General features: G+C 40.0%; 23 protein-coding genes. 17 read left to right on the top strand and 6 right to left on the bottom strand.

The features are described 5' to 3' along the window. Positions 1 to 133 precede the first annotated feature (133 nt). Positions 134 to 1,300, bottom strand: a complete 1,167-nt coding sequence (locus tag N0M92_RS15440; protein WP_260286580.1) for an MFS transporter — start codon at positions 1,298 to 1,300, stop codon at positions 134 to 136. 189 nt (positions 1,301 to 1,489) lie between these two features. Between N0M92_RS15440 and cax the strand changes: the two genes are divergently transcribed. Both cax and N0M92_RS15450 read left to right on the top strand, forming a co-directional pair. Beyond that, entirely contained in the window at positions 1,490 to 2,548 is a 1,059-nt protein-coding gene (gene cax / locus N0M92_RS15445; RefSeq protein ID WP_260286598.1) for a calcium/proton exchanger, read from the top strand. Between the two features lie 470 nt (positions 2,549 to 3,018). Continuing rightward, complete coding sequence (locus tag N0M92_RS15450) at positions 3,019 to 3,831, top strand: YfkD famly protein (RefSeq protein WP_260286581.1); 813 nt, start codon at positions 3,019 to 3,021, stop codon at positions 3,829 to 3,831. 34 nt (positions 3,832 to 3,865) lie between these two features. On the opposite strand, the gene yfkAB is transcribed toward N0M92_RS15450, so the two are convergent. After that, positions 3,866 to 4,993 carry a radical SAM/CxCxxxxC motif protein YfkAB gene (gene yfkAB, locus N0M92_RS15455; protein WP_260286582.1) on the bottom strand — a complete coding sequence of 376 codons (1,128 nt, stop codon included), beginning with the start codon at positions 4,991 to 4,993 and terminating at the stop codon, positions 3,866 to 3,868. A 150-nt stretch (positions 4,994 to 5,143) separates the two neighbouring features. On the opposite strand from yfkAB, the gene N0M92_RS15460 reads away from it, so the two are divergent. Beyond that, positions 5,144 to 5,329 (top strand): SE1561 family protein, encoded by a 186-nt coding sequence (locus tag N0M92_RS15460; RefSeq protein ID WP_192207774.1) that lies wholly within the window; start codon positions 5,144 to 5,146, stop codon positions 5,327 to 5,329. A 301-nt stretch (positions 5,330 to 5,630) separates the two neighbouring features. Further along, positions 5,631 to 7,199, top strand: coding sequence for a fumarate hydratase (locus N0M92_RS15465; RefSeq protein ID WP_311202561.1), 1,569 nt, complete (start codon positions 5,631 to 5,633; stop codon positions 7,197 to 7,199). 49 nt (positions 7,200 to 7,248) lie between these two features. Here the strand turns inward: N0M92_RS15465 and N0M92_RS15470 are convergent, their stop codons facing one another. Further along, positions 7,249 to 7,386, bottom strand: a complete 138-nt coding sequence (locus N0M92_RS15470) for a hypothetical protein (RefSeq protein WP_260286583.1) — start codon at positions 7,384 to 7,386, stop codon at positions 7,249 to 7,251. Between the two features lie 111 nt (positions 7,387 to 7,497). On the opposite strand from N0M92_RS15470, the gene N0M92_RS15475 reads away from it, so the two are divergent. From N0M92_RS15475 to N0M92_RS15495, 5 genes are all read left to right on the top strand, one after another. Continuing rightward, positions 7,498 to 7,683: a hypothetical protein gene (locus N0M92_RS15475; RefSeq protein WP_230300358.1), complete on the top strand. Its 186-nt coding sequence runs from the start codon at positions 7,498 to 7,500 to the stop codon at positions 7,681 to 7,683. Positions 7,684 to 7,904: 221 nt separating this feature from the next. Continuing rightward, complete coding sequence (gene pdaA / locus N0M92_RS15480; RefSeq protein ID WP_260286584.1) at positions 7,905 to 8,690, top strand: delta-lactam-biosynthetic de-N-acetylase; 786 nt, start codon at positions 7,905 to 7,907, stop codon at positions 8,688 to 8,690. Positions 8,691 to 8,812: 122 nt separating this feature from the next. Continuing rightward, positions 8,813 to 9,697, top strand: coding sequence for a DNA-3-methyladenine glycosylase family protein (locus N0M92_RS15485; RefSeq protein WP_260286585.1), 885 nt, complete (start codon positions 8,813 to 8,815; stop codon positions 9,695 to 9,697). Next, the gene (gene rlmD / locus N0M92_RS15490; RefSeq protein WP_260286586.1) at positions 9,694 to 11,079 is read left to right on the top strand and encodes a 23S rRNA (uracil(1939)-C(5))-methyltransferase RlmD; all 1,386 of its coding nucleotides are present in this window, start codon (positions 9,694 to 9,696) and stop codon (positions 11,077 to 11,079) included. The genes N0M92_RS15485 and rlmD overlap by 4 nt, the downstream gene beginning before the upstream one ends. A 117-nt stretch (positions 11,080 to 11,196) precedes the next feature. Beyond that, entirely contained in the window at positions 11,197 to 11,727 is a 531-nt protein-coding gene (locus tag N0M92_RS15495; RefSeq protein ID WP_260286587.1) for a YehS family protein, read from the top strand. A 155-nt stretch (positions 11,728 to 11,882) separates the two neighbouring features. On the opposite strand, the gene N0M92_RS15500 is transcribed toward N0M92_RS15495, so the two are convergent. Next, positions 11,883 to 12,782, bottom strand: coding sequence for a 3-hydroxyacyl-CoA dehydrogenase (locus tag N0M92_RS15500; protein WP_260286588.1), 900 nt, complete (start codon positions 12,780 to 12,782; stop codon positions 11,883 to 11,885). Between the two features lie 204 nt (positions 12,783 to 12,986). Between N0M92_RS15500 and N0M92_RS15505 the strand changes: the two genes are divergently transcribed. Further along, positions 12,987 to 13,772, top strand: coding sequence for an SDR family oxidoreductase (locus N0M92_RS15505; RefSeq protein WP_260286589.1), 786 nt, complete (start codon positions 12,987 to 12,989; stop codon positions 13,770 to 13,772). A 289-nt stretch (positions 13,773 to 14,061) separates the two neighbouring features. Here N0M92_RS15505 and N0M92_RS15510 read toward each other — a convergent pair whose 3' ends face one another. After that, positions 14,062 to 14,193 carry a hypothetical protein gene (locus tag N0M92_RS15510; protein WP_258832873.1) on the bottom strand — a complete coding sequence of 44 codons (132 nt, stop codon included), beginning with the start codon at positions 14,191 to 14,193 and terminating at the stop codon, positions 14,062 to 14,064. Positions 14,194 to 14,565: 372 nt separating this feature from the next. On the opposite strand from N0M92_RS15510, the gene N0M92_RS15515 reads away from it, so the two are divergent. The 7 genes from N0M92_RS15515 (at position 14,566) to N0M92_RS15545 (ending at position 22,356) form a co-directional block, all read left to right on the top strand. Continuing rightward, positions 14,566 to 15,756 (top strand): glycine C-acetyltransferase, encoded by a 1,191-nt coding sequence (locus tag N0M92_RS15515; RefSeq protein ID WP_260286590.1) that lies wholly within the window; start codon positions 14,566 to 14,568, stop codon positions 15,754 to 15,756. Positions 15,757 to 15,800: 44 nt separating this feature from the next. Next, positions 15,801 to 16,760, top strand: coding sequence for an L-threonine 3-dehydrogenase (locus N0M92_RS15520; RefSeq protein ID WP_260286591.1), 960 nt, complete (start codon positions 15,801 to 15,803; stop codon positions 16,758 to 16,760). 331 nt (positions 16,761 to 17,091) lie between these two features. Continuing rightward, entirely contained in the window at positions 17,092 to 18,489 is a 1,398-nt protein-coding gene (locus N0M92_RS15525) for an amino acid permease (protein ID WP_260286592.1), read from the top strand. Positions 18,490 to 18,577: 88 nt separating this feature from the next. Then, positions 18,578 to 18,793, top strand: a complete 216-nt coding sequence (locus N0M92_RS15530; RefSeq protein WP_260286593.1) for a hypothetical protein — start codon at positions 18,578 to 18,580, stop codon at positions 18,791 to 18,793. Positions 18,794 to 18,860: 67 nt separating this feature from the next. Beyond that, positions 18,861 to 19,154, top strand: coding sequence for an RNA polymerase alpha subunit C-terminal domain-containing protein (locus N0M92_RS15535; protein WP_076370928.1), 294 nt, complete (start codon positions 18,861 to 18,863; stop codon positions 19,152 to 19,154). A 177-nt stretch (positions 19,155 to 19,331) separates the two neighbouring features. Beyond that, positions 19,332 to 20,252 (top strand): type I pantothenate kinase, encoded by a 921-nt coding sequence (coaA, locus tag N0M92_RS15540; RefSeq protein ID WP_260286594.1) that lies wholly within the window; start codon positions 19,332 to 19,334, stop codon positions 20,250 to 20,252. Positions 20,253 to 20,850: 598 nt separating this feature from the next. Continuing rightward, complete coding sequence (locus tag N0M92_RS15545; protein WP_192207786.1) at positions 20,851 to 22,356, top strand: malate:quinone oxidoreductase; 1,506 nt, start codon at positions 20,851 to 20,853, stop codon at positions 22,354 to 22,356. A gap of 326 nt (positions 22,357 to 22,682) precedes the next feature. On the opposite strand, the gene N0M92_RS15550 is transcribed toward N0M92_RS15545, so the two are convergent. Further along, complete coding sequence (locus N0M92_RS15550) at positions 22,683 to 23,735, bottom strand: potassium channel family protein (RefSeq protein WP_397443861.1); 1,053 nt, start codon at positions 23,733 to 23,735, stop codon at positions 22,683 to 22,685. Between the last annotated feature and the right edge of the window lie 350 nt (positions 23,736 to 24,085).

A 24,085-nucleotide genomic window follows, 5' to 3' on the forward strand; every position in this document is an offset into this window, starting at 1 on the left:
AATACCACATATCCTATTCAGAAATAAAGAAGAATGATTCTAATCTAGTAAAAAATATAAAGTATTTTCTAACCAATATAAAGTCTATTGAAAAATTGAATAATAAAGGAAGCAGTCAAGATAAAAAATTATACTACATAACGGGAGCAGGCATTTTTTCCTTAAACAAGGTCAATGATATGAAGACAAGGAAAAGCATGATACTTATCATATAGAAAAAACTTCCTCCATCAATGTGTTCTATAACCAGGCCGCCAAAGAATGGACCGCCGATGCTGCCGAGACTAAAGAATATACTGCATAATAAATTCCCGGCAGGCAATAGGTTTCTAGGTAAAAGATCTGCCATATAACTGATTCCCAGCGAGAAAGTCGAACCAACCATCATTCCGCCTAACATAAAACAGATGAATAGGCCAAGCACTGAATAGGAATATATCCCTGCAAGCGTGAATATGGCAAACCCTGATATAAGAATCGTCAGCAAGGTCTTTCGCCGTCCAAAACGGTCACTGACCATCCCCAAGGGAATCTGGGTAAGCAGAGTCCCTGCAGAAAAGGCCGGAATGATGATGGATACTGCGGTTAAATCGATTCCGGCGCGCAAAGCGAATACAGGGAAATTGCTATTCAATGAGGCTTCAAGCACGCCAAATGTAAACGGAAGCAAAAAAGCGACCCAGGCTATTCGGCTAACTTTCGTAAACCTTTTGAGTGTGCCAAGGAATGATGTGCTTTCAGAATCATCTTGTTCAGGAAGCTCATTTCTAATAAGGAAAACAGTGGACCAAGCCAGAAGGCTAAGTATGGATGTGATGATGAAAGGCAAAGACTGATTGATCTCAAGAAGCTTCGTCATCAGCGGGCCAACCATGAAGCCAAGACTGAAGAAGAGTCCATAAATGGCAAGATTCCTTCCGCGCTTCGTTATTGGTGAAATGGCCGTGATCCAAGTCTGTGTAGCAAAGTGAAGTGTATGATCGCCGATACCAATGAAGAAACGCAGTACGAACCAAAACCAGAATGATTTCCAGACAGGAAATAGGGCAAGTGATACGATGACCGTTAGCCCGCCAAATAATATCAATGGCTTATAGCCGTATTTACGGAGTGGGGCTTCCATAAAAGGAGAAATCAATAGAATTCCAATATAAAGGGAGGCTGCATGAAACCCGTTTAGGGATGAGCTAATTCCTTCATTTTCAAAAATGATGGCAATGATCGGCAGAAGCATCCCTTGAGAAAACCCCGATATGCCGACAATTAAGATTAAAACGCTTAAAAGCAATTTATTATTCATAAAATCATGTCTCCTAAGAAATGTATACCTTCTTGATGTTACATCTTAGGAAGAGGATTAAGCAATAGAAATTTGGGTAAATATTGTCAAGAAGAGAGGGGATGATAAAATTTTCCTTTGTCATCACCCGAAGATTATGTATGATAGTTTTTGTTACATAAAAAGAACTACAGGATTGTGAGGAGAAGTATCGTGAATAAAATATTTTTGGGGCTTGTCCTGTTAGGCGTCCCTTTATCTGTCATTGGGTCATTATTGCATTGGCCGAGTGTAATCATGTTCATAGTATATTGCTTAACAATCGTGGCGCTGGCAGGCTTCATGGGCCGGGCCACTGAGAGCTTAGCGATCGTTATGGGACCAAGGATTGGCGGTCTCTTGAATGCAACCTTTGGTAATGCAGTAGAATTGATCATATCCATCTTTTCATTAAAGGCGGGGCTAGTGAGTGTCGTGCTGGCGTCTTTGACTGGTTCCGTTTTAGGAAATTTATTGTTGGTGGCAGGACTTTCATTCTTTATCGGAGGGACTAAATACAAACGGCAGAAGTTTAATGTATTCGATGCGAGGCATAATGCCGGTCTATTGATTTTTGCAGTAATTGTAGCCTTCGTCATACCGGAAGTATTCACACAAAACATGGGTGAATCAAGCACGATGTCGTTAAGTGTCGGAATTTCCATTATAATGATCTTATTATATCTTGCTGCATTATTCTTTAAATTGGTTACACACCGCGGGGTATATCAGCATACAGAGAAACTCGAGGACCATGAAGCGGAAGTACCGGAGTGGAGCAGGAAAAAGGCAATTATAATACTTGCTGCCGCTACATTGGCTGTTGCTTACATATCGGAAAAACTTGTCCATACGTTTAGCGAGGTGGGGGAAGCCTTCGGATGGTCGGAGTTATTCATCGGTGTCATTATCGTAGCGATTGTCGGTAACGCTGCAGAGCATGCTTCCGCCGTCATAATGGCCTATAAAAACAAAATGGATGTCGCTGTGGAGATTGCCGTTGGTTCCACGCTTCAAGTAGCGATGTTCGTTGCTCCTGTGCTCGTATTGATTTCGTTAATGTATCCAACGAGTATGCCGCTTGTTTTCACAATGCCAGAACTAATATCAATGGTTACAGCAGTCTTTCTGGTGATCATGATTTCTAATGACGGGGAAACGAACTGGTTTGAAGGCCTTACCTTATTGGCCGCTTACTTCATTATGGGAATTGGATTTTACTTATTATAAGAATGCAGGCCTTCCGATGTGGAAGGTCTTTCTTTTTATAAAATGAAAAAATAAAAATGACTCTGCTCGGGTTAGATTTAGCAGAGTCATTTCTATATTAGTAAATTACCATTCATAAGTTATTCCAAAATTTTTCATCATGCTTTTGAAAAAGTTGAGAAAATATTCTAGAGTGTCACACCATCCTTTTACACCAGATTTAAGTATAGGCGAATTCGTTTTCTGTCATCCTTTAAAAGGGTGTCATGGATTGTTCGATAAGCATACCTCCTAAAGGTTTAATAGGTATGAACGATTTCGCCTCCTTTTTATAATGTAAAATAAGTATAACTGATTTGAAGAGAAAAGTAAATATTCTGAACTTTACAAATTCATTACAAAGTTGAAATCGGAATGAAATGTATAGAATGTTGGCTAAAAACAAAATCTATAATCAATATGATTGAACCCCTCAAAAGGAGTGCGACAGCATGAAAAGAACTATTATTATTACGATGATTGCCCTAATTGCCTTTATTCAGGCGAATGTAAGTTTTGCAGCTGATATACCAGAAGTCAAAGCAAATCCAAATAAGGTGAATATCCCACCTTCAGTATTGAATATTGCAAAGGAGAATACGTATCCGAACCCGACCCAGGATCTTCCGATGCTGCAGCCGAGTAATCTTGCCAAACAATTGATCGATTCGTCGGATATCAAGATTGAAAACCCAGAACTCATCCAAATGTTGAATGAATCCGCAATTGCAAAAGCCCCGCTTGCTTTTGGATATAGGGCAACCATTTACCTTGGCCATTGGGCCTTGAATTATGAGTCTTCTGAAACGGCACCAAACTGGGAATACCAAAAGATCAATACGAATTACTATGATAATCGTGGCGGTGAAGTTCCCTATAAGATCCGTTATGTCCAGGAAAGTCAGAAGGCAGTGAGTGGCGGTCTGACAGCGAAAATTCCTAAGGCTGAGGATGTTCAAAAGATGATGCTGCTAAAAGCCACTGAAAAAACGAATTTGCCTTTGGCTTTTGAAACAATCATCGGAGCTGGTACGAAAAAAGATCAAGTATATAATGTGGCTTCAAATAGGATTGGTTACTTATCCAGTTTTGCTTCCGCCGTCAATGAAAAAGGCAAGGTCACATATGGGGAAGTATATTTGAATCTAAAAGGAAATAAAAGAACCATTACGATAAAGAACATCACATCACAAGGCATCGGTGCATGGATACCGGTTCAGGACCATGTTTCCTTCAGCTTTACAGTCTCGCAGCAACCAAGGTAAATTGAAAAAACTCGCCGGATTGGCGAGTTTTTCTTCATATGTTTGACTTCCTGATCCTGAAGTCCTCTTTCGGGTAGTAAGCATTTTTGACGAGAACATTCGGGCCTAGACATTTGACTGCCGGGCAGTGGCAGTTCAATTCATTGGCCAGTTTCGAATTCATCCATGTGTCATAGGAATCGGTCAAGGGCTGATCTTTGATATTCCCTAATGTAGGCGCGTCCCCGAAATCAGTCACGATCACTTCTCCGGTGAAAATATTGATGTTCAACCTGGAACGTCCATCAGGGTCATTCCGTACCGTCACTTTATGTGAACCATAAAGGCGTTGAAGCAGCTTTATATCCTCTTTACTGTTATTGCAAGGATAAAATGGCAGGGTACCGAAAAGCATCCAAACATTTTCATCACGGATATCAAGCAAATGATGAATCGCTTCACGCATATTATCCAATGGTAAAGTTTCAAGTGCCGAAGCGAAATCGCTTGGATACATCGGATGAATTTCATGCCTTTGACATCCCATTTCATCGACGATCTGTCTGTGAATATGCTCAAGATGAGGCAATGTCCGTTTATTAAGCATCGTTTCAGCAGATACCAGCACACCAGCTTTTGTCAGGGCACGGGAATTTTTGATCATTTTATCGAATAGTTTCTTTCGCTGTTCGCGAGATGGTTTTCGATCCATCATGGCAAAGCCGATATCAATGAATTCATCGATCGTTCCCCAATTATGGGAAATGTGCAGAACATCCAAATAAGGAATGATTTCCTCATACCGTTCCAAGTCAAGGGTCAAATTGGAATTGATTTGTGTCCGTACCCCTCGGCTACGGGCATATTTCAATAGAGGCAAAACATAATTCTTCACTTGTTTTCTTGAAAGCATCGGTTCCCCGCCAGTGATGCTGAGCGAGCGAAGCAAAGGGATCTCATCAAGGCGCTGAATCAGTAATTCCAGAGGCAGGGCATCCGGGTCCTTGGGCTGAAGTGTGTAACCGACGGCACAATGCTCACAACGCATATTGCAAAGGGTGGTGGTGGTGAACTCCACATTGGTGAGGCTGAGTTTTCCATATTGTTCAACGTCCATATATGCTTCCCAAGGATCATACTTGGGTGTAATTGGTGTTAAAAGATCTTGCTTGATTATTGACATATTTAAAACTCCTTACGTAATAATGCACTAACCCATTATGAACAATGGGAACAAAAATTGTCAAATGGCGGAGAGCTGTATTTATAGCTTGCCATTGCACTTTCAAGCAGATTTCGTTACGATGAAAGAAGAACGGAAGGAGAGTGCCTCATGGGAAAATCCATTACAGGTAAAAACGAACAATTAACTTACTTAAAAGAACGCCTCACGATGTTCATGGAAGTTCTTGATCATATCGAACCGGAAACTACGGAGTTGGAAGATATAGACCGTTTAATCGGCATGATAGATGATTTGGAAGGCAAAGTGGAACAATTCAAAACCCGGGAAGACTAATATCTGTTTCGATAGTATGACTTTTTCAATGTTAATATTCATGAAGGGATGACGAGAAACCTGCGTCATCTCTTTTTAATATCAATCTTCCTGGAAATGATTGGTGATGGTATTTGACTTATGGGCTATTTAAGGCGCTTTGATCATTTCTTACCAAATTGCTATTCATTAAGAAAAATAATTACTTGTTTTCGAAAGATTATGTTAGATGTATAATAAAACGGGTGTTGAATCATTCGCTATTTATAGAGAAGCAGGGAAATGATTAAATCTAGGGGAAAATAAGAGGGGGAAGAGAAATTTGGATATTCAAAAATTCCAAGAAAGTATGTACAGTCTTATCGTTGAAACTTCAACGAATCTTCCAAAGGATGTTCGTCGTGCGGTCAAAAGTGCAAAACAACGTGAAAATGCAGGTACTCGTTCTGCATTAAGCTTGGATACCATCACGAATAATATTACAATGGCTGACGACAATGTATCACCGATTTGTCAGGATACTGGTCTGCCGACTTTCAAAATAAAAACTCCAGTTGGCGTGAACCAACTTGAAATAAAAAAAGCAATCCGAAATGCGATCATTTTAGCGACTAAAGGCGGAAAACTTCGTCCAAACGCAGTTGACTCTTTATCGGGTGAAAATAGCGGGGATAACCTTGGGGAAGGTCTTCCGGTCATTAAATTCGATCAATGGGAAAAAGACTATATTGATGTTCGCCTTATCTTAAAAGGCGGCGGCTGTGAAAATAAAAACATCCAATACAGTCTGCCTATGGAACTTGAAGGATTGGGGAAAGCGGGCCGTGATTTGGACGGAATCCGTAAATGTGTACTTCACTCTGTCTACCAAGCTCAAGGACAAGGCTGCAGTGCCGGCTTCATCGGCGTTGGTATCGGTGGGGACCGTTCATCCGGATATGATCTGGCAAAGGCTCAACTCTTCCGCAGTAATGAAGATGTGAATCCGAATGAAGACCTTCGTAAACTTGAAGATTACATCATGAAGTCAGCTAATGAATTGGGAATCGGCACGATGGGCTTTGGCGGCGAAACTACACTGCTTGGGTGTAAAATCGGTGTCATGCACCGTATTCCGGCAAGCTTTTTCGTATCCGTTGCTTACAACTGCTGGGCGTTCCGCCGTTTAGGAGTGAAAGTCAATCCTGAAACAGGTGAAATCAATGAGTGGTTGTATCAAGAAGGCGAGAAAATCGACTTTGCTTTAGAAGCAGAAAAAGCAGCGAAGGACGAAGTGGCAGCCGCTGCTGAACCGGACGTTAAAGCTTCCCGTGAAATCACCCTGCAAGCACCAATCACGGAAGAACAAATCCGCGAATTAAAAGTTGGTGACGTAGTTCATATTAACGGCAGAATGTATACAGGCCGTGACGCGATCCACAAGCATTTATCTGAAAATCCTGCACCAATCGACCTGGATGGACAAATCATCTATCATTGTGGCCCAGTTATGCTGAAGGACGAAGAAGGTAAATGGCATGTGAAGGCTGCGGGACCAACGACAAGTATTCGTGAAGAACCATACCAAGGGGATATCATGAAACGATTCGGCATCCGTGCAGTTATCGGTAAAGGCGGAATGGGTCCAAAAACACTTGAGGCACTTAGTGAACACGGCGGCGTTTATCTAAACGCAATCGGCGGGGCTGCTCAATATTATGCAGACTGCATCAAATCCGTCGAAGGTGTGAACTTCACCGAATTTGGTATTCCAGAAGCGATGTGGCATCTGAATGTTGAAGGATTTACTGCCGTAGTTACCATGGATTCACATGGAAACAGCCTGCATAAAGACGTTCAGCAATCTTCGTTGGAAAAATTGGCACAATTCAAAGAACCAGTATTTAAATAATTGTATGGGAAAAGACGCTCACCACACGGTTGAGCGTCTTTTGCATATCCTACTTTTCGGTTTCCGGCAGTGGATCGATCCTTGAAGCATCCTCTACATTCAATCCACTTTTCACAAAATGAACAAACACTCCGCCACCTAAACCAAGACAACCAACAAAGCCTATAGTGATAACCCATTCCAGCATTTCATTCCCCCCTTGCTAAATGTATATGAAAAAAAAGGCGATAATTTACTCGAAAAAGTACAATCTTTTGGAACGCTCGCACATACATTAGAAGGGAAAGGGGGGATTTTCATGCAGAATAGCTACATCTTATTCTTTATCGCCATGTTATCCGGTTTTGCTTTCATCCAACTCCCTGTGGCAAATACGATTTTCTCCGGTCTTGAAACATTCCTTGACGTAGTCGGAATTGTAATCGTTCTCATTTTCGCTATCGCCATTATTTGGAAGGCGGCACAAGCGTTATTTAAAGGATAAACAAAGCATGGGGGGCCCATCCTTTTTGGAGGATAGGCCTTTTTTTTTGTGGATATAGGTTTGGCGGGGAAATGCCTCTAATATTTTGGCCCGCGGTACTAAAATTGGTTCCTCAGCGTAGTGAATTAGACACAGGGTCCAATAATTCGACATTCACAATATCATGCATATAAATCTCCGTGTTCCAAACAATAAGAGAAAAGGACATGGGGGATATTCCGATGAAAAAAAAGGTGATTTTATCCGCTTTAATATGCTTGATATGCTCTTTGGCAAGCCCAGCTTTTGCAGAATCCTATAACTGGGGTTTCAATAAAGGAAAAAATGGGACACCTGCCGATGCAGGTGAAAAACTCAATGAGATGCTGCCTGAATATGAAGCGATTTATAAAGGGGATACAAGGAAAAAAGTCGTTTATTTAACATTTGATAACGGTTATGAAAATGGCTATACGGCCCAGATTTTAGATGTTCTGAAGAAACATGGTGCTCCTGGAGCTTTTTTTGTCACGGGTCATTATTTAAAGACCGCACCTGAGCTTGTTGTCCGTATGGCTAATGAGGGTCATATCGTAGGAAACCATTCATGGAACCATCCGGATATGACCAGCGTGACGGACGATGTGATTCGCACGGAGCTTGAGAGGGTAAAAGAAGCAACGGAAAAATTAACGGGTCAAAAAGGAATGAATTACTTAAGGCCGCCTCGTGGGGTATTTAATGAGAGAACGATGAGAGTCGCAAAAAAAGAAGGGTATTACCACATCTTCTGGTCACTGGCATATAAAGACTGGATTGTTGATCAACAAAAGGGTGCCGCGTTCGCACACGATGAAGTGCTTAAGCAGATTCATCCTGGCGCTATTTTATTACTGCATACCGTATCGAAGGATAATGCGGAAGCATTGGACTCGATTCTTACGGATCTTGAAAAACAGGGGTACACATTCAGTAGCCTAGATGCTTTAATGATTGAGAAACAATTGCCGAACCGAATGCTTTATTAAAATGAGAAGCGGGTCCTGTAGTGATAATTCAGGTCCCGCTTTTATCCATTCTCTTTAATTTCAAGTAATATTTCTGGAAACATGCTATAATACGTGGAAAACTGCTAAAGGATGGATCGCTTGTGTGGACAGAAAAATTACAGGTTCAAGGACCCTATAATTTCGATCTAGTTCTCGAACGATTATCGTTAGACCCACTTCAGGTAGTTGATTTTACTAACAGGACGGTAAAAGTTCCGCTATATATAGAAAAAGAACCAATCGTTATACAGGTTCAGGCAATAGGAAATATCGATGAACCATCTTTTATCATCAAAGGTCATTCAGAGGTTTACAAGTCAAAAGCAATCGAACGGTTAAAAAAGGTTTTTCATTGGCATCAGCCATTAGAAGACGTTTCCAGGCATTTCCGGGAAACAGATTTAAGTAAAATCTTCGAAGAGCACCGCGGTACTGCCATAGTCTTGGACTTCGATTACTACAGTTGCCTCGTCAAATGCATCATACATCAGCAATTGAACTTATCCTTTGCCCATACGCTCACGGAACGATTCGTTAAAACCTTCGGCTACCAGTTGGAAGGTGCCTGGTTTTACCCGACACCGGAAACAACAGCCCAACTTCAAATCGAACAATTAAGAGCCATTCAATTCAGTGGCCGGAAAGCCGAATACGTCATCGGACTTTCAGAGCAAATCATTCAAGGCCATCTCAACCTTGATATAATGGAAAGGCTATCCGATCAAGAGGTTATGGACACACTAATAAAAATACGCGGTATCGGTAAATGGACGGCTGAAAACTTCCTGCTTTTTGGACTTGGCCGGCCGAACCTGTTTCCTAAAGCCGATATTGGCATTCAAAATGCCTTGAAAATATTATATGGCTTACCGCAAAAGCCAACCCAAGAAGAAATGGAGTCCTATAGTGTGAAATGGGCCCCATATCTAAGCTACGCTTCCCTCTATTTGTGGAGAAGCATTGAAAAACGGAGTGAAAAGAAATGACAAACATTCAAGATACAAAACTGGAAGTGAATCAAACCCTTCCCCTTACGATTAAACGGCTTGGCATTAACGGGGAGGGAGTCGGTTATTTCAAAAAGAAAGTCGTCTTCGTCCCGGGTGCATTGCCTGGTGAAGAAATTGTAGCATTGGTCACAAAGGTTCAGCCAAACTTCACCGAGGCGAAAATAAAAACCATCCGTAAAGAATCACCGCATCGCATTGCAGCGCCATGTCCGGTTTACGCTGAATGCGGCGGATGTCAGTTACAGCATTTAAGCTATGCCCAGCAGCTAATTGAAAAACGCGATATCGTCATTCAAGCGATGGAACGTCATTCTGGATTCCCAGTTTCTTCATTAAATGTAAAAGAAACGATCGGCATGGAAGATCCTTGGAATTACCGCAACAAAAGTCAGTACCAAGTCGGCCAAAAAGATGGCAAATTGATTGCTGGCCTTTACGGCTTGAATTCCCACACACTGATCGATATCCCGAATTGCCTTGTACAGCATAAGGCAACTAATAAGGTAACGCGGACAGTGAAAAAGATACTAAAGAACCTGAACATCTCGATTTATAACGAAAGAAAAAGAAAAGGTGTGATCCGTACGGTCATCACACGGGTAGGATTTGAAACAGGTGAAGTGCAGGTTGTCCTTGTTACTGGTGCGGAGGAAATTCCACAAAAAGATCAGTTGCTTAAACAAATTCGTGACCAACTGCCAGAAGTGAAATCGGTCGTTCAAAACATCAACAACCGGAACACATCACTTATCTTTGGCGAAAAAACGATTCACCTGGCAGGCGAAAAAGTCATCAACGAAACATTGGGTGACCTATCATACGAACTATCAGCCCGTACATTTTTCCAGCTTAACCCGGTCCAAACTGTTCGCTTATATGATGAAGTGAAAAAAGCGGCAGCCTTAACCGGCACGGAAAAAGTGGTTGACGCTTATTGCGGCGTCGGGACCATTGGCCTATGGTTGTCCGAAAATGCCAAGGAAGTCAGAGGAATGGACGTCATTAAAGAATCCATTGAGGACGCCAAGAAAAATGCCAAAAAACATAAACGGAACAATGTATACTATGAAACAGGCAAAGCCGAGAATATCCTTCCACGCTGGACCAAAGAAGGCTGGAAACCGGACGTACTGGTCGTCGACCCGCCAAGATCCGGCTGTGATCAATCGTTACTGCAGACAATCTTGAAAGTTAAACCGAAAACCATTGTGTACGTATCATGCAACCCGTCCACATTGGCGAAGGACTTACAAGAACTGGGCTCTTCTTATCGCGTGGAGGCCATGCAGCCTGTGGACATGTTCCCGCAGACGAGCCATGTTGAAGTAGTGACCTCATTGAAGCTGATTGAAGAATAAGCAGAGTGATCCGGGAATCTGTAAAAGGTTCTCGGATTTTAATCTGCGATTATTTCCATCCATTTGTGAAATAATGAAAGTACTGTGAAAATCGAGAAATACATAGGAGGGTTTTGGATGCATAATCATGATATATTAATTCGATTAAGATATGCGCTGGATATTAAAGATAAAGATATGGTTGAGATATTTAAACTCGGGGAGATTGAAGTGACAAGAGAAGAAGTCATGCAGATGCTCACAAAACCAAAAGATGATTATTATGATGAATATGATGAATATGATGATGATATGGATGAAGCTGAAGATGGGGTAAACTGCAATAACATGATGCTAGAGTCCTTCTTAAATGGTTTGATCATTTTTAAACGAGGGAGACAAGAGCCAAAACCTGGTCAGCCTCAAAGTCAGGCACCGGCTGTAAAGAATAAGGAAAGTGTGAATAATATCCTTCTGAAGAAACTGAAAATAGCATTGACATTAACAAGTGAGGATATGATTGATATCTTGGAAGATGCAGGAGTCATGATAACCAAAGGGGAATTAAGCGCTATATTAAGAAAAGTGGGTCATAGGAATTATAAAGAGTGCGGGGATCGATACGCCAGGAATTTCCTAAAAGGATTAACTTTGAGATATAGGGGATAAGGGTTCTGTAACCTCATGATATTTAGGCCTTGATTTCGTGAAAAGCACTTTTCCGATTTCAGGGTCTTTTTCTATTCTAAGACATTAGAAAGTGAGAAATAATTTGAAAACAGAAGGCATCCCTTAGACACCTTCTGCACATTCATACAAGTTGATTAACCTCTTAAAAAGTCTGGTTTTGCGAAATGGGGGTTGGGATATTTATAGAAGCCTTCTCCTGCTTCTCTTCCGATTTTCCCTTTATCGATATACTCTGTTTTCAATAAGTTAGCCAGTTTTTCAACCTCTGGATCACCTGTCGCTTTCGCTTTTGCAAGTGAAATATTATAAGCGGTATTGATTCCTACCACATCTAAAATGGCGAAAGGTCCAAGCGGTGCTCCTGTTGCGACCATCCACGTTTTGTCGATGGTTTCCGTATCAGCCACTCCTTTTAATAAGAGCATTTGGGCAGCATCCAAAAGAGGAACCAATAAGGAATTCAAAATATAGCCTGGCTGCTCTTTATGTAAAGGCAGAGGAACCATTCCAATCGCTTTGGCAAATTCAATCACTTCATCGAACACTTCATTATCCGTTCCTGGATGTTTCATGATTTCTGCGGTATTGTTTTTCCAGATTTCATTAGCGAAGTGTAAAGCCAGGAATTTTTTTGGACGGCCTGTCGCTTCGGCAAATTGGCTTGGTAATAATGTAGAAGAGTTCGTGGCGAAAATTGTTTTTTCAGGAGCAACTTTTCCTAACTCTGTGTAAAAATCCGTTTTGATTTGAACCACTTCTGGAATCGCTTCAATCACAAGGTCAGCTTCGGCAACTGCCACAGATAAATCACTGTGGAAAGATATGCGGGCATAAGCAGTATTAAGATCTTCCTCAGTAGCGCCTATGTCTTCTTTATAGTATGGCTTCAAATTAATGATCCTATCTTTTGCACGTTCTAATGCTTCATCATTGATATCATATACTGACACGTTGAGCCCTTTGAATGCGGTTTGAAACGCGATCTGACTTCCTAAAACGCCGCTGCCGGCAATCGTGATATTTTTATAATTCACAGCCATTCTCCTTTATTTCTTTAAATATCTCTTCTTGTTAATTATTTCACTTATCTTGAAAATAGATGCAGGAATAAACTTGATATAGTTTTTTCCCTTTAAAAGAACGGATAAACACGCATATAGGCAGACCGTTTTTAATGGTTTATAGCATTCGTTTATGGGAAGAAGAAACATAGAGAAGCATGATAGGAGGAATGAAAGATGGCCAAAACAATTTTCATTACTGGAGCGGGCAGCGGCCTTGGAAGAGGAGCTGCACTCGGGTTAGCAAAGCAGGGGCACCGTGTAATCGCCACAACGGAAATCACTTCCCAGAAAACGGATCTTATGAGGGAGGCGCAAGAACGGGGCTTTGATATGGAAGTCTTCAAATTGGATATTGCAAATGAACGTGATCGAGCAAGAATTGATAATCATGACTTTGATGTATTTGTTGCAAATGCGGCGATCAATGAAGGAGGACCGCTCGGAGAAATGCCGATGGACCGATTCAGGGCAATCTTCGAAGTAAATGTTTTTGCTACACTTGAATCCGTTCAGCTTGCTGCAAGAAAGCTGGTCAAAAAAGGAAAAGGGAAAATCGTGTTCTTAAGTTCAATGGCTGGGACCATCACGACACCATACGGAGGTCCGTATGCAGCAACCAAACATGCCATCGAGGGAATGGCATTAACCTTGAAGGAAGAGCTGGAGGAGTTTGGGGTGCAGGTTGCGACCATCAATCCGGGTGCCTACAATACCGGTTTTAACGACAGGGCAGCTGAGGAAAAATGGAAATGGTTCGATGAAGAAAAGAATTTTACAAGGGCAGAGGATATGAAAAAGCAAGAAAAGGGATTAAAGAACCAATTCGATCCGGAAGACATGATAGAGAAGATGATCGAAATTATCCCGGCTGACCACCATAAATTCCGAACGGTCCATCCCGAGAAAACGGAAAAACAGATGAAGGATACTGAAAAGGAAAGGTGGGACATGGAAATCTGATTTAGCCTGAAGGTTATGGAGCACTACTGTCCTAGGAGCAGTGCGTTAGAGGGGTAATTTGTAAGTTGTGCATGAATTGTGGACAAAGGAAAAGAAATAGGGAAAATCCTTATTCTTATTCTCTTTCTCCCATTCTTTTGCATGACTTTTTTGTTTTTTTTGATCTCTACGTGAGACTTAATTGTATCCGAGCTGATCAACAGCTCTCTTTTTATTGTTGTAATGGACTTAAAGGTCCATTAGTACAATGTAAAACAGACAAAAAAAGAGGATGATTAATCCCCTTAGTTTACTTGTCTTCATTTGTTTGTTCATCAGGTTTTTGGACGATTTCTTTTAGTTCCCCAATGTCACCTTTTGCATTGATAATCTCAAAAATCTCATTTAGGCCTTCTGAGGTTTTTTCATCTTCTGTTTTCACTATATCCCTCCTTTGTGGTTATTTGTTAATGTCTCCAAAAAACAGAAGATAAAACATCGTTCACATTGAAAATTGATGAGGATTTTCACCTCGTATTTCCGTTGATATAAGCGCATTTTAAGCGGGTGTTTATTGTAAAACTACAAAAATTCCGATTTTTTTGTCCGTACAATATGGACAACGTTAAAATTATCTATTATTATGATTGTTATAACTCTTAGTATAAAGGGATTTAGGTTAATCTTGTGTGTGTTTTTGGAGAAGACACATGTATTTTCAGAAAAAAGGAAATAAATACAATGTTTTTTAAATAGAGGTAAAACATATAAAAATTCTACATTTATTCCAGCCATCAATGAGGGGGTATATTAAATGTCAAGTGGAGTATTAAATCAATTTTTGAAAGAAAATTTGGAAGATTTAAAAGAAAAGGGACTATACAACGTAATTGATCCGGTGGAAGGTCCAAACGGTCCGGTAATCACCATTGCAGGCAGGAAGTTAATTAATTTATCATCGAATAACTATTTAGGTTTAGCAACAGATCGACGATTAATAGAGGCTTGCATAGAAGCGACGAAAACATATGGTGTCGGAGCCGGTGCCGTACGTACAATTAACGGAACATTGGATATTCACGTCAAATTAGAAGAAAAGCTTGCAGAATTTAAACATACAGAAGCCGCCATTGCTTATCAATCTGGATTTAACTGTAATATGGCAGCGATTTCAGGAGTGATGGATAAACATGATGCCATTCTTTCAGATGAACTGAATCATGCTTCAATCATTGATGGATGTCGATTATCCAAGGCGAAAATTATTCCCTTTATCCATTCCGACATGGAGGATTTACGGACAAAAGCACGCCAAGCAAAGGAGTCCGGATTGTATAACAAAGTCATGATCATTACTGATGGAGTTTTCTCGATGGACGGGGATATTGCCAAGCTTCCTGAAATTGTGGAGATTGCAGAAGAGTTTGACTTAATCACGTATGTTGATGATGCACATGGATCGGGTGTATTGGGTAATGGTGCAGGAACGGTAAAACATTTTGGGTTATCGGATAAAGTGGATTTCCAAATTGGAACATTATCCAAAGCCATTGGTGTTGTTGGAGGCTATGTAGCAGGAAAGAAAGATTTGATTGATTGGTTAAAGGTGAGAAGCCGTCCATTTTTATTTTCAACGGCTGCCACACCGGGTGCAGTTGCAGCTAGTATAGAAGCCATCGATATTTTGATGAATAGCTCAGAACTTCAAAATAAGCTGTGGGAAAACAGCGATTACTTGAAAAAAGGCCTAAAGGAATTAGGTTTTGATATCGGGGAGAGCGAAACACCGATTACGCCTTGCATCATAGGGGATGAAGCAAAAACCCAGCAATTTAGCAATAGGTTGAATGAAGAAGGTGTGTATGCTAAATCAATCGTATTCCCTACCGTTCCAAAGGGTACAGGAAGAGTGAGGAATATGCCTACTGCAGCTCATACAAAAGAGATGCTGGACCGTGCAATTGCCATTTATGAAAAAGTGGGAAAAGAGATGTCGATCATATAAGAGATTGCTTGTTTCAGAGTTTAAAACATAGGGAGGGATTTTTGATGAAAAAGGTCTTAGTAACGGGGGCTTTAGGTCAAATTGGTTCAGAACTTACGCTGAAAATGAGAGAGATTTATGGAGCTGACAATATCATTGCAACAGATATTCGAAAATCGGACAGCGATGTTGCCCTATCAGGTCCATTTGAGATTTTAGATGTTACAGATGAAAAAGCGATGTTTAACATGGCAAAAAAACATGAAGTGGATACAATTATACATTTAGCCGCTTTATTGTCAGCAACAGCTGAAAAGAAACCTCTTTTAGCTTGGCATTTAAACATGGGCGGATTGGTCAATGCTTTAGAATCGGCACGGGAACTCGATTGCCAATTATTCACACCTAGTTCGATTGGTGCGTTTGGCCCAACCACTCCTAAAGATTGGACACCGCAAGACATCATTCAACGGCCGAATACGATGTACGGGGTGAATAAAGTATCCGGAGAGTTATTATGTGATTATTATCATCATAAATTTGGGGTTGATACGAGGGGGCTCCGATTCCCGGGACTGATTTCGTATGTCACACCTCCTGGCGGTGGAACTACCGACTATGCAGTTGAAATTTACTATGAAGCGATTAAAAATAAGCGATATACTTCTTACATTGATAAGGGAACGTATATGGATATGATGTATATGCCTGATGCTTTAGCTGCCATCATTAATCTAATGGAGGCAGATGCCTCAAAATTAAAACATCGCAATTCTTTCAATGTGTCAGCCATGAGCTTTGATCCGGAGCAAATTGCTGCCGAGATTAAAAGGCATATTCCGGAATTTATCATGAATTATGAGGTCGATCCTGTAAGACAATCCATTGCTGATAGTTGGCCGAATACAATAGATTCAACTTGTGCAAAGGAAGAGTGGGGATTCAAGGCGGAATATGATTTAGAGAAAATGACGAATGATATGTTGTTGAAGCTGAGATTAAAGTCCCTTTTAGTAACAGCATGAATTAACCTGCCTGCCGAATAAAAGAGTTACAATACTCTTTTATTCGAGTTATTTTATACAGAGGAATTTTAACGCTTAAGGGGTGGGCTGTTATAAACGATAAAAAGTAAGCGCTTTCTATCACACCTTGAACAGAATTAAGATATACATGAAATTTGATAGTAATCTTTCTAACTGTCAGGATTGATTAAGAGTGAAGAATGATTTTATGAGGCAGCTTTAAGAAAGATTCAAAAAAGTGGAGCCTGCTATATCATTTCTATACTAAATAGGGAGTGTATTAAGCATCTTGCATTAAATTTCGACTATTAGTAGTGTAGGGGGAAATGGAATGGCAAACAAAGATTTGAATAGGGACTTGAAAAGTCGTCATATTCAGATGATCGCTTTGGGCGGAACGATTGGTGTCGGCTTATTTATGGGTTCAGCCAGCACGATTCAATGGACAGGTCCGTCAGTGATGTTAGCTTATGCGATCTCTGGGATATTTATATTCTTAATCATGCGTGCAATGGGGGAAATGTTGTATTTAGAGCCAAGTACAGGTTCATTTGCAACATTTGGTTATAAGTACATTCATCCATTGGCAGGGTATATGACTGCATGGAGTAACTGGTTCCAGTGGGTTATTGTCGGGATGGCAGAAATTATTGCAGTGGGGACGTACATGCAGTATTGGTACCCCGATCTCCCGGGTTGGATTCCAGGTTTAATCGCAATGTTGATTCTTGGAGCAGCGAACTTAATTTCAGTTAAATCCTTTGGGGAAATTGAATTTTGGTTTGCACTGATTAAAATCGTAACGATCATATTAATGATCGTTGCAGGATTTGGACTTATTTTCTTTGGAATCGGTAATGGCGGGGAAGCCTTAGGATTATCGAATCTTTGGGAACATGGTGGTTTATTTACAGGTGGTTGGAAGGGCTTCTTCTTTGCTCTTTCACTGGTGGTTGCCGCTTATCAAGGTGTAGAATTAATCGGGATTACGGCTGGTGAAGCAAAAAATCCGCAAGAAACGATAACCAAAGCGATTCAAAGTACCATTTGGCGTATTTTAATTTTCTATATCGGTGCGATTTTCATTATTGTAACCGTTTACCCTTGGGATCAATTAAGTGCGATTGGCAGTCCATTTGTTGCTACTTTTGCGAAAGTTGGTATCACGGCAGCAGCTGGAATCATTAATTTTGTCGTAATCACGGCTGCTATGTCTGGCTGCAATAGTGGTATTTACAGTGCAGGACGCATGCTTTACACATTAGGGATGAATGGCCAAGCTCCAAAATTCTTTGCGAAAGTATCTAATAGCGGTGTACCTTTATTCGGTACGTTCGGAGTGATAGTCGGATTAGCAATTGGGGTTGTTTTAAGTTATATTGCACCAGAAAATTTATTTGTGCATGTATATAGTGCGAGTGTACTTCCTGGTATGATTCCTTGGTTTGTCATTCTGATCAGCCAAATCCAATTCAGGAAGATTAAAAAAGCTGAAATGCACAATCATCCATTCAAAATGCCTTTTGCACCTGTTACAAACTACCTGACCATCGCTTTCTTGATCATGGTATTAATCGGTATGTGGTTTAATGATGACACACGTATATCACTAATGGTCGGAATAGGTTTTCTGGCTATCGTTGCAATTAGTTATTTCGCTTTTGGAATAGGCAAGCGTGTACAAGCCGATGCTCAGACAATGGCTCAGAAGGAAGATAAAGTGGGTTAATCACTCACTTTGGGTTTTGAAAAGGGTTGCTTCGGCAGCCCTTTTCCAATGAAACTAAAGGGCAGTTTAGTTAACAAGAGATGATAAAATGATAGTTGAAGATGGAAGTTGTGCCATAGATATTGCTTGTTGGATATATGAGGTGTATAGTGACCTTGGATATCCCGAGAAGCAACTGAAAACAGTAAGTAAGGTTCTTGTTGAGCTCCCTAAGTTAATTAACAGCTTTCTGGGCTATGGTGATTGGGGTCAGTGCAAACTAGTTAATGACATCAGGATACGTTTCCGCCAAAGTTTAGCGTAAGTTAACTGCGATGTGATTACTTCTTAAGATAGAATGTTAAAAATCATTAGAAAGGGAGACATTGACAATGACCACTTCAAAAAAGAATTTGAGGACTTGCGAAAAGGGTCACAAATACTATAAATCCAGCGACTGTCCGACCTGCCCTGTATGTGAACAAGAACGCAAACCTGACACCGGATTTCTTTCGTTGCTTTCGGCACCAGCCAGACGCGCATTGGAAAACAATGGGGTAACCTCTTTACATCAGCTATCAACATATAGTGAAAAAGAGATTTTGAAGTTTCACGGTATGGGACCAGCTTCTTTACCTAAACTTAGGGATGCTCTGGAGACAGGTGGGTTATCATTCAAAGATTAATCACCTAGAATGTTTAATCATGCAGGAACGCCCTTTATGCCTGCTAGTTCCATACATTCAATTTCTTTCCTCAAGTCATAGGGTCTTTATGTAAATAAGGGATCAGGAACATCTTTTTTATGGTCATCATCCTTGTTAAACTGATAGTAACTCTAAAAAGTGAGGTAACGAAAAATCATGAGTTCCTATACTCCCTATTATGAATTCAATCGAAAAAAGTGGGCATCTTTGCGAAACCATACCCCTCTTCCTTTAACTGAAGAAGAATTGGATAACTTAAAAGGAATTAATGAAGAAATATCCATTCAGGAAGTGGAAGAGGTTTACTTGCCCTTGACTCGTTTAATCAATTTATATGTTGAAGCATCTCAGCAGCTTAATACAGCCACTTCTTCCTTTCTAAAAACTGATGATAAAAAAGTACCTTATATCATTGGAATTGCAGGGAGTGTTGCTGTAGGAAAGAGTACGACAGCAAGGTTACTTCAGACCTTATTATCTAGATGGGATAATCATAGAAACGTAGGTCTGGTCACTACCGACGGTTTTTTGTACCCCAATGATCTATTAGAAGAAAAAGGACTGATGAAAAGAAAAGGGTTTCCTGAAAGTTATGATACGCAAAAATTAATTAACCTTATCGGGGATGTAAAAGCAGGAAAAAATAAAGTGGAAGTTCCAATCTACTCACATTTGAAGTATGACATTTTGCCAAATGAAGTGCAGACTATCTGTAATCCGGATATTTTAATAGTGGAAGGTATTAATGTTCTTCAAGTTGATAAGGAAAATCAAGTATTCGTCAGTGACTTTTTTGATTTCTCACTTTATGTAGATGCAGACGCAAATGACATAGAGCGGTGGTATGTTGAAAGGTTCCTATTACTTCAAAAGACCGCGTTTCAAAGTCCCGAATCCTATTTTCATCGTTATATTGACTTGTCCGAAGAACAAGCCATTAAACAAGCGACCCAAATTTGGGAAGAAATTAATTTGAAAAATTTACATGAAAATATACTGCCGACAAAAGGACGGGCAAAACTCGTTTTAACAAAAGGCCCAGATCACAAAGCTGAAAATATCTATTTGCGAAAATGATAACTTAAATAATGTTTTTTTATAATAACAATAAAGGATAAAATTTCATTTATAAGGGACTATGCAATAAGTCTTAAAATTAGGAATATTTTCAATGACCGTACCTAATATTGGTTTAATTATCAGTAATTATTGGTATTGTTATAATATCTAATTATTGGGTGAAATTTATGATCCAAGTTAAAAAGGTAGTAGTTTGGAAATTTTGGGTAGGTCCTTGTTTTTTAGGGAAATGGTTACAGAAACTTCTAATTCCACTTCCGATTTTGTCAATAAATGTGTATTTTCGTTACTTTTTCTGATGTGTCAATATTATTTCGCTAACAGTTTCTTCCTTCAATGAAGGGAAGTTGCTGAAGAAATCTTTTTCTTCGACTATCATGGCGGATAAGTTTAAGCTAATTTCTTCACAAAATCAATTTTCTAACAAAAAAAGTAATAGTAGAATATTTTAATCTATGAAATAATAATAATAGATTATGATATAGTTATAAGGAGACAGAAAAGGTGTGTTCCTAGTTCAAGCCTGGCTTTTGGTGACACCTAAACAGGAGCGCCTACATCTTTTTTGCAAATATAGGGGATAAGGAAGGTTATAATGAGCAACATACAGAAACAAACAGACGTTATCTTAATTGGCGGCGGAGTCATGAGCGCGACTTTGGGATCATTACTGAAAGAGTTAGCACCGGAATGGGAAATCAAAGTATTTGAGAAGCTTGCAAACGCAGGAGAAGAAAGCTCTAACGAATGGAATAATGCGGGTACGGGACATTCTGCACTGTGCGAGCTTAACTATACATCCGAAAAATCTGACGGATCTATAGATATTAGCAAAGCAATTAAAATTAATGAACAGTTCCAAGTTTCATTGCAGTTTTGGTCGTATCTTGTAAACTGTAAGCTGATTGATAATCCGCAAGACTTTATCATGCCATTGCCTCATATGAGTATGGTACAAGGGGATAAAAATGTAGCGTTCTTAAAGAAACGTTTTGAAGCACTGTCAAAAAATCCTCTGTTCCAAGGTATGGAGTATTCCGATGACCCAGCAAAACTGATGGAATGGATTCCACTTATTATGCAAGACCGTCCATCGAATGATTCTATAGCTGCAACAAAAATCGATTACGGTACAGACGTTAACTTTGGTGCTTTAACACGCATGTTGTTTGACCATCTAAAGACTAAAAACGTCGATATCAAATATAAACATAGCGTTGATAATGTTAAACGTGCCAGCGATGGCTCATGGGAATTAAAAGTGCGTAATGTCGATACTGGCAGCGTAGAACGCCATAATGCTAAATTCGTCTTTATCGGAGGCGGGGGCGGAAGCTTGCATTTACTGCAAAAATCCGGTATTCCTGAAGGGAAACATATCGGCGGATTCCCAGTAAGCGGATACTTCATGGTATGTAATAATCCTGAAGTTGTTGAGCAGCATCATGGAAAAGTATACGGAAAGGCTAAAGTAGGCGCACCGCCAATGTCTGTTCCGCATCTTGATACACGTTTTATCGACAATAAAAAATCGTTGCTATTTGGACCATTTGCGGGCTTCTCACCGAAGTTCCTAAAAACAGGTTCAATGTTCGATTTAATAACTTCCGTAAAACCGAATAATGTTTTAACTATGTTGGCGGCAGGCGCAAAAGAAATGCCATTGACAAAATACTTGATCCAGCAGGTTATGTTATCGAAAGAACAGCGCATGGAAGAGTTACGTGAATTCATCCCGAACGCTAAGAGCGAGGATTGGGATTTAGTAGTAGCTGGCCAGCGTGTACAAGTCATCAAGGATACTGCAGAAGGCGGCAAAGGTACACTTCAATTTGGTACGGAAGTTGTCAGTGCATCCGATGGCTCGATTGCAGCATTGCTAGGTGCATCTCCTGGTGCTTCTACTGCTGTTCACGTTATGCTTGAGGTAATTAATAAATGTTTCCCGCAACGTATGAAAGAGTGGGAACCGAAAATTAAAGAAATGATTCCTTCTTATGGAGAATCACTCATGCAAAATCCAGAGCTTCTGCACGATATTCAAACTTCAACTTCAGAGACTCTTGGTCTAAGCAAAAAAAAAGAGCTAGTTTATAGTTAATTTTTGGATGTGGAAGCAACATTGAAATTAAAAACAACAGAACCTTTAATCGATCTTTGATTGAAGGTTCTTTTTTTGTCTTGAAGCTTACTCAATTAATGGTGCTTACTTGTAGACAAACTCGATGAAAATTGAGTTTGTCTACATTTTTTTATGCGAAATATTTTGGGATGCATTAATTGCAACCCTCAGTTTGTAGGCAAAAGGGTTCTATCTAAAGGTTAAAACTAAGTTGATTGGAGCGGGTGTTCGAGACTCCTGCTTAGAAAAGCGCGTCTAGGGGAATGCCTTTCGTTCCAATCAACGTTTAAATTGTACAAGCGCTTCTAATGTATATCTGAATTTATCTGGGAAATGGTCTCTTTATCACAAATGACGAAAAGCTGTGCATCGTCAGGAATTCGTTCATCTAATTTTTGGTTTATGTTAAGATCACCACGATCTGCTACCAGTGTGGCTCCTTTATTAAGAAGATCTATGAACGCATCACGATAGGTTCGCCATTCTTCTTGTTTAGAAATCTCATACATGGTTTCTTCATACTTTTTGCTCATAAGTTCAGAATACATATGGATGACTCCATGAGAAAATAATGACCGTACTGCAGCGTGGGAGATCATTTCTTGTGTAGGAATAAACTCATCCACCTGTACACGCTCGAATAAACGAATATGCTTTTGATTGATCACTTCGGCGGTGACATGAATGGATGTACTCGTTTTTTCCTCAATGGCCGTTATGGCAGTGGCGACCAATAATGTCTTTCCATCGACGAGTAACGGATCTTTTGTAGCATAATTATCTTGTGTTATTTGGTCAGCAAAAATGATAACGCCTTTTGCTCTAGGCAGATTTGCACGGAGTAAAGTTTCTTCATCGGTAGCATCACCGCGAACATAAAACAGACGCTCCTCCAACATGGGGGCTTTTTCCAAGTTATCAATGATTACAATATCAATGGTTTCATCAGATTTAAAAATTTCTTGGAGTGCTGATTTTGACTTATCACTCCATCCAATCAGAATGATATGATTTTTACCTGTATATTTCATTTTTCCACCAACTTTACGTTTTTCGATAAGATATACAGATTTAATGGTTTTCCCAATGAAAAGACTAACAAGCCCGATACCCGTGATGTAAAGACCAATGGTGAATGCTTTTCCAAGGTCGGTGACCGGCGCATAGTCTCCAAAGCCAACCGTAGCAAGCGTTGTAAGAACCCAGTAAACTGAGGTTAAATATGATTCGAACGTCTGTGGCTCTATAGAATAAGCAACATACGCAGCAACTAATATGTATAAAATGGCAAATGGAATAAAGATTCTACCTCTTAATTTAATCAGGTAATATATTATTTTTTTTACCGTAATCCTCATCATACCCATCCTAGTTTTCAAGTCATCAATTAAATTTTATAATTCCCCAATTTAACAATTAATTAAACGTAAGTTTGTCATCCCTAATAAGAAATCCCCCTTTAGTTACATAAGAAACTTCTATGTCGGCGCTCCTCGCCGCCACCATCTACTACGAAAATCTAAACTCAAAAATAGAGTCTAACCCATTAACCCCTTGACGATAATGGATGATAACAATACAACCAGGCTGAACTTTTTTTGGTGGATCTTAAGGAAGATACCCTGTATAAGAAACTGGTTGTGACAGTATGGAAGAACCATTTAGTGTACTGCTAGTACGTATACAAAAATTTTTGTAACAAATCTCC

It is taken from the genome of Peribacillus aracenensis (genome assembly GCF_025175645.1).
GTDB lineage: Bacteria > Bacillota > Bacilli > Bacillales > DSM-1321 > Peribacillus > Peribacillus aracenensis.